This window comes from Candidatus Hydrogenedentota bacterium, assembly GCA_035416745.1.
Lineage (GTDB): Bacteria > Hydrogenedentota > Hydrogenedentia > Hydrogenedentales > SLHB01 > UBA2224.
Genome location: DAOLNV010000021.1, coordinates 55,381 through 66,259 on the forward strand (window position 1 = coordinate 55,381; position 10,879 = coordinate 66,259).

General features: G+C 60.4%; 5 protein-coding genes. 3 read left to right on the forward strand and 2 right to left on the reverse strand.

All coding sequences use genetic code 11. The features are described 5' to 3' along the window. The first annotated feature begins 499 nt into the window (after positions 1 to 499). On the forward strand, positions 500 to 1,891 hold the full coding sequence (locus PLJ71_09195) for an alpha-L-fucosidase (GenBank protein HQM48853.1): 1,392 nt from the start codon (positions 500 to 502) through the stop codon (positions 1,889 to 1,891). Positions 1,892 to 2,080: 189 nt separating this feature from the next. Here PLJ71_09195 and PLJ71_09200 read toward each other — a convergent pair whose 3' ends face one another. Together PLJ71_09200 and PLJ71_09205 are read right to left on the reverse strand one after the other, a co-directional pair. After that, positions 2,081 to 3,712, reverse strand: coding sequence for a patatin-like phospholipase family protein (locus tag PLJ71_09200; protein ID HQM48854.1), 1,632 nt, complete (start codon positions 3,710 to 3,712; stop codon positions 2,081 to 2,083). 429 nt (positions 3,713 to 4,141) lie between these two features. Continuing rightward, positions 4,142 to 5,116, reverse strand: coding sequence for a dihydrodipicolinate synthase family protein (locus tag PLJ71_09205; GenBank protein HQM48855.1), 975 nt, complete (start codon positions 5,114 to 5,116; stop codon positions 4,142 to 4,144). A gap of 542 nt (positions 5,117 to 5,658) precedes the next feature. On the opposite strand from PLJ71_09205, the gene PLJ71_09210 reads away from it, so the two are divergent. Next, a complete protein-coding gene (locus PLJ71_09210; protein ID HQM48856.1) occupies positions 5,659 to 9,555 on the forward strand; it encodes a PQQ-binding-like beta-propeller repeat protein in 3,897 nt (1,298 codons plus the stop codon). A gap of 83 nt (positions 9,556 to 9,638) precedes the next feature. After that, on the forward strand, positions 9,639 to 10,667 hold the full coding sequence (locus tag PLJ71_09215) for a hypothetical protein (protein ID HQM48857.1): 1,029 nt from the start codon (positions 9,639 to 9,641) through the stop codon (positions 10,665 to 10,667). Positions 10,668 to 10,879 lie beyond the last annotated feature (212 nt).

The following is a 10,879-nucleotide window of genomic DNA, read 5'->3' on the forward strand; positions in this document are numbered from 1 at the left end:
CGGGGCTGATTGGAGGAGGGTGCGATACCCAGGGCTGCGCCACGCGTTCCGCGTGGCTTGCCCTGGGCTACGGCCTCCCGCCCCTTGCGGGGCTCCGGACATGACCTTGCGGGCCCTTGGAGCACGGGCCTCCTTGGCGGCATTCTTGTGGTGCAGGCGTCCGTGCCTGCGCGCTAACGATGGCAAAAGGGACTACCGCGCCGGCTTGAAAAAGGGTTTGAAACGGGTGCAGGAACTCGCGGGAATCAAAGCCTTGCCGCATAGTATCGTAACCTTCTGTGGCTGGACCGAGCTTTCTTTGAGGAATGCTGCCTCAAGAGAGATAATCTGAAGCCCTCAGGGAGGGTGCAGTTGCCGAAAGCGCGGCGTTTGTGCCGAAGATAAAGCATGAGTCATGTATATCACATGCTGCCGTTGGTTCCCCATTGCATGGTGGACAGAGTGTGCCTTTTCGGCATCGCTTGCGGCACATGGTTCGAGCGAAAAGGGGTCTATGAAGATGAAAGACGCGGAAGGTCCGTATAAACCGGTGTGGGAATCGCTGGACCGGCATTCGGCGCCGGAATGGTTTGACGATGCCAAACTGGGGATGTTCGTCGATTGGGGCCTGTATTCGGTGGCGGGGTGGGCGGCCCGCAAACCCCAGGGCGCCATGTACCCCGACTGGTATCTGTTCAACATGTACCGAGAGGAGGCGCGCGACTACCACCAGAAAACGTGGGGTGAATCGTTTGAGCGCGATGATTTCATTTCTCTGTTTACCGCGAGGAAGTACAACGCGGAAGCGCTGGCGGAGCTCGCTCTCGGCGCCGGTATGAAATACATCGTGCCGTTCTGCAAACACCACGACGGGTTCTGTCTTTGGGATTGCAGTTATACCGAGCGTGATGCAGTGGACATGGGACCGAAGCGCGATCTGATCCGGCCCATGGTTGAAGCGTGCCGCGCACGCGGGCTCAAGTTCGGTTTCTATTTCTCGGTGGACGAATGGGAATATCCGACCATTGACGAGCAGGGCGCCAAGCACGTGCGGCTATGGGGCCAAGGGCCGGTGCGGGTCATGCCTTACGATAAAAAGGAGATGCGGGGCAAGATCGGCGGCAAACGGCCGGTCCGCGATTTTGTGGCCGAGTACATTGTGCCGCAAGCTAGGGAATTCATCGTGAAGTATGATCCTGACATTCTGTGGTTTGATGGTGAATGGGATTTGCCGCCTGAAGCCCGGGGCACATGGGATATCACGGCGTTCTTCTACAACAATGCCGAGGGCCGCAAGGCCGTGGCCGTCAATGACCGTTTCGGGGCAGGCACGCGTGCCAGACACGGGGATTTTTTCACGAGCGAGTTCCACGATGGCAACCTGTCGCTCACGCACAAATGGGAAGAGTGCCGGCCCATCGGCCAGTCCTACGGATACAATCGCGAGGACGAGGACGATAACGTCCTTTCGTCCGCGCAGCTTATTCAGCTGTTTGTGGACACGGTCTCGCAAGGGGGAAACCTGCTGCTGATAGTGAACCTCACAGGTCCCGGCGCTTTGGCGGAGATGGAGGTGACGCGTCTAAATGCGTTGGGCGCGTGGCTCAAAGTGAATGGAGAGGCCATCTATGCCACGCGGCGGCATCGTGTGACGAGAGAGGGCGACACCCGATACACGCAGAGCAAAGACGGCAAATACGTCTATGCTATCTTGCCGGCATGGCCTGAAGAGCCGGTCGTTCTGAATTCCGTCCGGGCGGTGCCCGGCTCAGAGATCAGGATCTTGGGATTGCCGCACGAGACATTGTGGACTCAGGACGACGACGCGCTGACCGTAACGATTCCTGGCGTCCCTGCCGGGAAGATGCCCTGCGAGTGCGCGTATGCATTGCGGATAGAGGCGGGGTCGTAGTCCCGTATCAGCGGGTGAATCCCGTTGGCGGCCCTCCATTCCAAATCTACGGAGGTGCAGGGGCACGAAACCGATCCATCATTCAAGCTCGGGCGAATGAAACATTCGATCTGTCCCCCCGAGAATCCATCCGGCGCTAATCATCGCAATTCGTGGTTGTCCGTGCCGATAACTCGTGCTCCACACGTTTCAATCGCTGACAAACCGTGCGGAGTTCTGTGGGTATGCGAAACGCGCGGGGGCGCCGTTGTGGCGGGCGGAAGCCCAATCGAGCAGCGCATCCTTCTCGTGCCAGACGGCAAACCGGGCCGTGATGCGGATGGCAGCCATTTCGGAAGGGGTGAGTTTACCCAAGGTGGTCCCGACGGCCCGAGTGATTTCGAGGAGGCGGGCGGGATTGCCGACCAGAGGCTCCCTTCGACATAAATCCGTGAGATAGTCCGTCGCGGGACAAGGCTGTTCCGGTTCAGCGGCATCGGGACCCGGCTGGCAGGAGCCGGAGGGCTTGAGTACGTCTTCCGGCCGCAAATAACGCAACCAAGCGACGTATCGAAACCGCGCCAGCGCATAAAGGCCGGCTTCGACGTGTTCCTCGTGGAGCCGCTCGTAGGCTTCCTGTCCAGTGCGCCAAGCGGCGCTTGAGGAATCGTAGGCCTCGGTCATCCATCCCTTCTTGATGAGGCGCCGGCCCGGTTCGGGTTTACGGAGCTCGCGATACCCGGCATCAAGGGCGATGAGCAGGGGCTGGCTCTTGGCCGTGCCCTTTTCAACAAGGGTCTCGAAGAGCCGGTCGATGGGATCGATGCCGCGGTTGTCGACGAGGCCCCCGTCTTTTATGGTGTAGGTGTGCTCGAATCCGCTCTGGAATCGCGCCTTCGCCATGCGTTCGCGCGTTTGCGGCTCGAGATTCTCAAGAATCCAACCCGGGTCGTCCTGCATTCTCATGAGCCCCGCGCGCAGGAACCCAGGATATGCTGAACTGTTGTAGCAGGCCTCACCAAGGGCGTACACCATGGGATCGGAATGGAAACTCTCAAAACTCTGGACGCCAACGCCCCAGGGAAGCTCCGGATACTTGTCGAGTGCGTAGCGGTAGGGCATACGCGTTTGAACGAAGGGCGCCCCGGGGTCGTCAACAAGCGTGGCCCCGATAAGAAGTACGGGGGCAGGTGGAAGGTCCCGAAACGCAAGTCCGCCGCCGGTCTTGTAGGGGTTGCCTTCGAAGAACAGCCCCGCCACTCCGCCGGCGGCGGTCGGGCGAGTATTCATATCGAACGCCATATCGCGCAGAAAACGATCGGGCCGGATGAACAGGCGCTTGAGCGAGTAGGCGGTGACGCCGACGTTGAAGCAGTCGGGCCACCCATTGTAAGCAAGTTGTCGCGGACAGTGCGGACTCTGCCGCAGCGCAAAGGCGGCGGCGGGGATGGCCCCCGTCGAAACGCCGGAGACGTAGTCCACCTCATCCAGCAGGTTTATCTCCTTCCGGCCGTCCGGGGCGTCGACGACAATGGGTCCGAGCCGTTCAATTTCCTTCAGGCAAACTGCGCAAAACACCGTGCCCCGCGTGCCGCCCCCGGAGAATGCCAGGCCCACGATATGGCCGCCTTCGAACGTACCGGGAGCAGGGGTGTCAACGTACAGGTGGTAAGGAGTCGGATACCGTTGACGTTCCTCGCCGGCGAGTGCCGCCCATTGATCGACGGCGCTCGTAACAGCGGGGTCTTCGCGGGGCGGCAGCGGCTTGTTGTTGGGACGGTCAAAACGGACCGCTGGCGCATAGAAATCGGCCAAGCGGATGACGGCGCACCCCCCGGTCATCTCTAAGCACAACAACGCACCGGCCGCGAGACAGCAAAACGCAACTCGTGGGTATCTCCAGCGCATGCGGGCATGCTATCAGCCCTCCGTCTCCGCCTTCAATCCGCATCCTTGCTCTCGCAGTTGAGCGCAGAGTGTGGGGGAGTCGTTGACATAGCTTCCTTGCCGACGACGCAGGGCCAATAACCTCAGCCAAGCTTCGATTACCTTTCTCAGTGAGTCAGAGGACCGACAAGTCATGGGAGATCTCGCTCGATTTGAGACGGAGTCACACCGTGCACGGCTGCCGCGGCAATGTTCATGCGTGATAGAAGCAGCTCCCCCAATGCCCAATCCGGATTTGAGTCATGAATCCTATACGGCCTCGCTGTCCGATTCGATAACGTTGTTGCGGAGTTAAGGGTGGCAACCAAACGTTCTGCCTCTTGGCTATGGGATGTTGGGCCACGTCTTTCTCCAGCCAATCCGGTCGAGCGCCCACTGATATTCCTTCATAACGACAGACCCGTGAGCAGGAGGGACGTCGTTCTCGGGCTGGCACAGGTTTGGCGTGTCAAGAATGCCCCGCATGTGCAGCATCATCTTGAGATTCCGCAACCAGTTATCCGAACTGTAGAAAACCAGGTAGGGAAGAATCCGGCCGTAGTAAATGGCTGCGGCTTTCTCCTCATCACCTTGGAGGTAAGCTGCCACGGCCGCGGCATGCAACTCAACGGCTTCGGTGCCGGTCATGAACGCGGTAACGCCGAGTCTCAGCAGGTGGATCATGTGGCGTCCGCCCGCGCCGCCGATGACCTGCATGGTTCCTTCGAAACGCCCCATAAGCTCGGCTGTCTTGGTCAGGAAGTCATCGGATTCCGCCTTTATTGAGTGGACCCGTCCGGTCTCTTGCGCGATTCGCATCACGACGCCGGCGGTCAAAACGTGGGTGGTTTGCTGGACGTCCTGGATAATGATTGGGAGGGCCGCGCTGGCGGCAATTTCCTTGAATAGGGCCAGTGCGCCTGCCTGGTCAATTTCCTCCTCATAGGGGAGTGAAGCCATGATAAGATCTGCTCCTCGTTGCTCCGCTTCACGCGCGTATCTCAGCATGTCGGAGCGGGTCTTGCCTGTGATGCCCGCGAAGAAGGGAATGCGTCCGTTCACTTGCTCGACCACCACATCAAGCAGTCGCGAACGGTCCGTGTCACTGATCTTTCTGAACTCTGAGGCGTAGGCGAAGTGGCCGACCGCGACGGCCCCGCATTGGATGCAATACTCAACCTGCCGGCGCTGACTCACCAGGTCGAGCTCGTAATCCGCATTCACGGGCGTGGCCATGATCGGCATCAGGCCCCGGAAGTGGCCCACCTTGCTCTTCGAGTCCGTTGTGAATCTCCGTTGACCTTGCGCGTCGGCTCCCATGCCTGTTTTCCTTTCCTTCATGTTGCCTCACCGTTTGCCTGGCTGATGATTGTATAGGAACAGGCCGTCCATGTGCTCACGCGTTCCCGGGCGGTGCGTCCCCACGCCGTGCCATAGTGCCCCGCGAATGTCTTGACGCGGTCCACGGGCTGCCCCCGCTAACAGAGTGCAGAGTCGTCTCATGGTATCGCGCTACTATCGTAAGTCCTTGCCCGGCAACAAGAATGGGTACTCGGGTAGCACACGGCATTAGACGGTCTCGATGGCCGGGCAATAGCTTCTGCTGGAATCATTCCGGCTTGGCCCTGATGAAGGCGCTCCTTGACCGCCTCGACGGCAGCCTCTCCGGCTGAAACTTTCACGACAGGTACGGCACAAGCTGACAACTGGCCAAGGAATCCGCACACTACTTTGATCGGCTGTGGTACCATGGGATGGCGCAAACAGTGTGCATGAGAGGGATGTTTGGTGCGTCCGGAGTTTGTCGCGTGGTTGAAGGGGTGGCAATCCCGCGATCGGGGGTAGAGGGAGGGACATAAGCAATGACGAGGAGGACTGTTGCCCGTTTGCTCCTGGCGTTGACCGGGACTTGTTTCTGCGTTGAGCATGCCGTAGCGCTCGATCCCGCAGAACTGGCCGCGCACGTACAAGAGAAAGCTGGAACGAAAACCGGCGTGTGTGTGGTCATCGGCTGTGACGATTCGGACATTGCCTTCGCAATCGGCCAGTCAGGCAACTTCATTGTGCACCTGCTCGACTCGGAGACTTCAAACGTCATATCGGCGCGCGAAACAGCCGAAGCGAAGCGGCTGTTTGTCCCGAAGTTCGCCGTCGAGCAATGTGCTTTCGAGCGCCTGCCGCACGCTGACAATGTAGTTGACCTGCTCGTAGCGGTTAACCCCTCGGAAAGAATCCTTTCCCGACTGACCTTGGCGGAGATCCTGCGTGTCCTCAGACCCAGGGGCACAGCCATTGTAGGTTTTTCTGGTGGAGAGGCGTCATCGCGCAGCGAGTTGAAGCGTTGGACAGCGGCGGGTGACCCACATGTCGCGAAGGTGGAGAAAGACAGGCTGGGTGTCTGGGCGAAAATCTCAAAACCGCCCCTCGCCGGCGTGGACAACTGGAGTCATTGGGAGCACAGCCCGGACAACAATCCCGTGTCCGCCGACACGGTGATCAAAGCGCCTTACATGACCCAGTGGATGGGTGAGCCGTACTACATCACAATGCCGGCTATTACCACGGCAGCGGGCGGGCGCACGTTTCTGGCCATGGGGCACATCGCCCACCACGAACGAGAAGAGCCTTGGCTGAATACGTTGATGGCACGGAACGGATACAACGGCCTGGAACTGTGGCGGCGTCGTTTGCCTGACGGTTATCTCGTACACCGTTCGGCCTTTGTCGCCACCGATGACGTGTTTTACATGATTGATCTGGATGGGAACGGCTGCCTGTTGCTGGACCCCGAGACAGGCAAGGAACTGCGCGAGGTCCGTGTACCCGAGCTTTCTGGTGAATGGAAGTGGATGGCACTCAAAGACGGCACGCTTTTTGTACTCGCCGGGGGTGAAGCGGACCCGGCAGAAACCACGATCGTGCGGAGCCAACGGAGCCACTGGAGTTGGGGCGAGTTGAGCCAGGGGTACTACGCCCCACGGGTCCCATGGGGTTTTGGGACGACCATCGCCGCGTATGACCTCTCTAAAGACCGCTTGCTTTGGCTGCACACAGAAGACTGCCCCATTGATTCTCGTGCCATGGTACTTGGTGACGACGGAGTCTTCTTCTACGCGCCGGATGCCCGCCTGGGACGCCTTGACGCGAAAACCGGCGAACCCCTGTGGCTGAATGACGATGCGAAAATACGCGCGCTCATCGAAGAACAGGGCGTCGGACTCTCTTCGACACCCGGTTTCCGCACGACCGTTTTCAGCCTCTATACGCCTCAGAGCTTGATCTACGCCGCGCAGACTCGGATGAACGTGGTGGCGGTATCTCCGGAAGATGGCGCATTTTTGTGGTACCAGCGTAAGACGTCCAGCAATCCCAACTCGCTGTATGTGCCCAGCGTGTTGGCGTCGCCGGCGCCGAGCGGGGCAGGCCGCCTCCTTGTGGGGATCGGCCCCGACGGGAGTACGGTCGTCATCGACCCGTTGTCGGGTGACATTCTGGAGGACCTCGGCTTCGCCAAACGGTCCTGCGCGCGTCTCACGGCCACTCCCGACTCGTTCTTTTGCCGGGGCATGCCCGAGGGATTGACCCGGTACGATCGCATCGACGGCAACGTGTCTTTCAATGGGGCGTTGCGACCTGCCTGCAACGACGGAGTCATCGCCGCCAACGGACTGCTCTACATCGGGCCCTGGACCTGTGACTGCAACCTGACGTTGATGGGAACGGTGGCCATGTGTTTCGCGAAGGATTACGACTCGGCCGCGGAAGGGCGCTTCGAGCCCGGCCCGGGCGACATGGCGAGCCCCGCAAGCTTGGATGTGTCTCCCGACGACTGGCCGGCCTATCGCGGGGGCAACTCGCACAGCGGAAGCAGCCGCGCGAGTGTATCTGACGAACTGTGCACGATCTGGACGTATCGGCCCGAACACCCCTGCAACCCCACCGCCCCCACATCGGCCGGCGCCTACATCTTTCTCGCCGGCAGCGACGGAAAGGTGCGTGCGCTCGACTCACAGACAGGCGCATTGGCATGGAGCCACCAGACTGGGGCGCCGATCATGCAACCGCCGGCCATCTGGAATGGCCGGGCATACGTTGGCTCGGGGGACGGGTATATCTACGCTCTTGAAGCAACCACTGGACGGCTTCTGTGGCGCTTTCGCGCGGCTCCCGCCGAACGCCGCATCATGGTGCATGGGGCGCTTTGTTCAACGTGGCCTGTGAACAGCGGCGTGCTCGTCGAAGATGGGGTCGCCTATGCCGCCGCCGGCATTGTCGATTATGACGGCACGTATGTGTATGCCCTCGACGCTGTAACCGGCGCGCTGAAATGGGCGAACGTCACATCCGGACATCTCGATCCAGAGCTGCGCAAGGGCGTGTCCGCGCAGGGCGGACTGGCGATCGCGGGGGGCCGGTTGTGGATGGCCGGAGGCAACGTCGTGTCGCCGGCCTCCTACGACCTCGTGACGGGCGAATACTTGGGACCGGGACCCGGAAACGGTTCTCCGCGAGCGAACCGCGGCGAGGAAATCGGCGTGTTTCAGGATGAATACCTCGTGTTCGGGGGACGCCTCCGGTATTCCGCCCGCGAGAACGTGGTGAATCCGGGGATGTTCAACATCTCCCGGCTCGAGTCCGAACGGGCTGCGAAAGAACCACAGACGCTATGCGCGGGCCGGATTCCCCCCGTCTGGAACCAGGAACACGTCCTCGCGGTTGACGGCCCCTTCACTCCACTGCGATGTTCTCGCGTGGCGGATACGGCCAAATGGGCGCGCGAGGGTAGCTCCTCCGTTGCGCCTTCGTCGGTTGTCATCGAGGGGATTCCTCCCAAGTCGGACGTTGTGGCCCTGGCTTTGGCGGACGGCGCGGCATTAGCCGCGTACAGAATCGTTCAGCCGGGTGTATTGGCCCCGGTTTGGCGTGTTTGCCGCATCGATCTCGCACGAGCGGCCGTCACGTGGCAGCAGAATCTTCCCACTGGCGCGCTCGCGGGCGGCCTGCTGATTGACCGGGAAAACCGTGCGGTGGCGGTGCTTCAGGACGGCAGTGTCGTTTGCTACGGCGGCGATGAAACCCTGCGCGCCCACATAGACGCGTTGACCGCTACCGCGGACCAAGACCCGGCAAGAAAGGAGCAAGCCGTACGTGCGTTGATCGAGCTTCTGGGAAGCATGCAGGGTTCCGACGGTCGTGGGTTGGTGATGGCGGCATTGACCAAAGTCGGCGTGGATGTATGCCGTCAGGCGCGCGAGTCCGGCTGTATCACGCGGTGGCGCCTGATGGGCCCCGTGCCGTGGGATGAGCGTGACAATCCCGTTGACAAAGTGTTCGTCGAGGAGCCGAACGTAAATATCGCCAAGCCTGTCAACCTTGGTAAGAAGACGTTGACATGGCGCGAGTACGTTACGGAACTGGCGAACGGAGAAGTCGACCTCGACCGCATCTACGGCAGCCGTGAGTACCAGGCAATCTACGCCTATGCCGAAGTCGACCTTTCCCAGTATGCCGGCCAGGAGCTGCTCCTGAAGATCGGCAGCAACGACGGCTACAAGTGCTGGTTTAACGGAGTAGAAGTTGGACGCTTCGACGGTGGGCGTTCCTACCGTCCTGACCAGGATTCGCTGAAAGTGCGTGCCAGACCGGGTGTCAACAAGGTCCTCGTGAAGGTAACTCAATTGGGCGGAAGTTGGGGCCTCGGGGTGCGGATCACCGATGGGAATGGCGCCCCGATCAATCTTGCGGAGACTGTGCGGTAAATGCTCGCGCGCAGCCGGGTAACTGACTATCGATTTTGCCTGCAACGGCGGACCGGAGTCGGCGACAAAGGTCGTCGCAATATATGAACAGCATATCCAAATCGTTTTGGGTGTTGGGCTTGGCCGGGATCATCGCGATTCCTGTCTGGGCCTGCAACGAGGGCAGTGTGCGGGACGCGGCATTGCAGTGCAACCGGGACATTCACCGCCTCTGTGTCATCGCAAACGCCGATGATGAGTTGGCCGCGCAAATCCATGCACGTCTTAAGACGTGGTTGGACGGTTTCGAGAATAGGCTGAACATGCGACTCGAACGCATAAATGCGGATGATCCCTCGCTGCTTTGGCCGTCTCTCGGGGTCCCCGCCGCGCCGCCCAGCATGCCGGTCGTCGTGCTCGTGGGCCTCTCGCCGGCTACGCGTTACCCGTTTGTGATCGATCACTGGGAGCCCGAACCCAGCAACGAGGACCTTGCCATATTGGAAAGGTCCCCGGCCCGCGAAGCCATCCAGCACAACGCCATGAACTCGTGGGCGCTGCTTCTCTATTCGGCGGCAGCCGGGTCGGATGGCCGGGACCTCCGGGGCAAGCTGGATGCGGTTGTCGAGAAATGGAACAAAAGGCAGCTCTTGGAACTCAAATGTGTCAACGTGGACCGTACTGACCCACGGGAACGGCTGCTTTGCGCGTTCACGGGAATTACATCCGCCGGGCCGGATTGGGTCGGCGTGGTGTTCGGCCGGGGAAAGCTCATGGCGCCGCCGCTTCTCGGTGCGCAGATTGGCGAAACCAATCTTACGAAGCTTGTTGAAGGCCTCGCCGTGCCGTGTACGTGTTTGCAGGATCCGGCGACGTTGGGTCTGGACATTCCTATGCCGTGGGACAGTTCGCTTGATGCCGCAGCAATCTCGATTGGTCCCGTCTCGGGCTTTGCCGAGACCCCGATCGAGGAACGGGTGCAGGCACTCCAGAACGATGTCAAGGATGAGGTTTCTTCCATGGTGTTTCTGGCGCTCATCCCGTTACTGGCGCTTGCCACTGCGGCTGTGGGCGCCACGATCGTTTTCATAGTGCGGCGTGGAGCGTCCCGAATCGATTCGGCGGAGAGGTGATGCGGAACCGGATGACGAGTGTACCTCGTTGCACGCTGGTCACGTCGCCGCAGTCCTGCAGATTGACACGATCCCCACACGTCTTCAGTTTGTCCGGAAGGACGGCAAACGTGAACTATGAATCCCGGCCGCATAATGAGTTTCTTCAGGTTTTGACTTCTTCTTGCAGATGGTGGCAGTCTCAGATTGTAATAAGTCTCGGGATTGGCCTG

Coding starts and splice junctions, on each gene's coding strand:
- PLJ71_09195 (HQM48853.1), top strand. CDS start 500: ATGAAAGACGCGGAAGGTCCGTATAAACCGGTGTGGGAATCGCTGGAC.
- PLJ71_09200 (HQM48854.1), bottom strand. CDS start 3,712: ATGACCGGGGGGTGCGCCGTCATCCGCTTGGCCGATTTCTATGCGCCA.
- PLJ71_09205 (HQM48855.1), bottom strand. CDS start 5,116: ATGGGAGCCGACGCGCAAGGTCAACGGAGATTCACAACGGACTCGAAG.
- PLJ71_09210 (HQM48856.1), top strand. CDS start 5,659: ATGACGAGGAGGACTGTTGCCCGTTTGCTCCTGGCGTTGACCGGGACT.
- PLJ71_09215 (HQM48857.1), top strand. CDS start 9,639: ATGAACAGCATATCCAAATCGTTTTGGGTGTTGGGCTTGGCCGGGATC.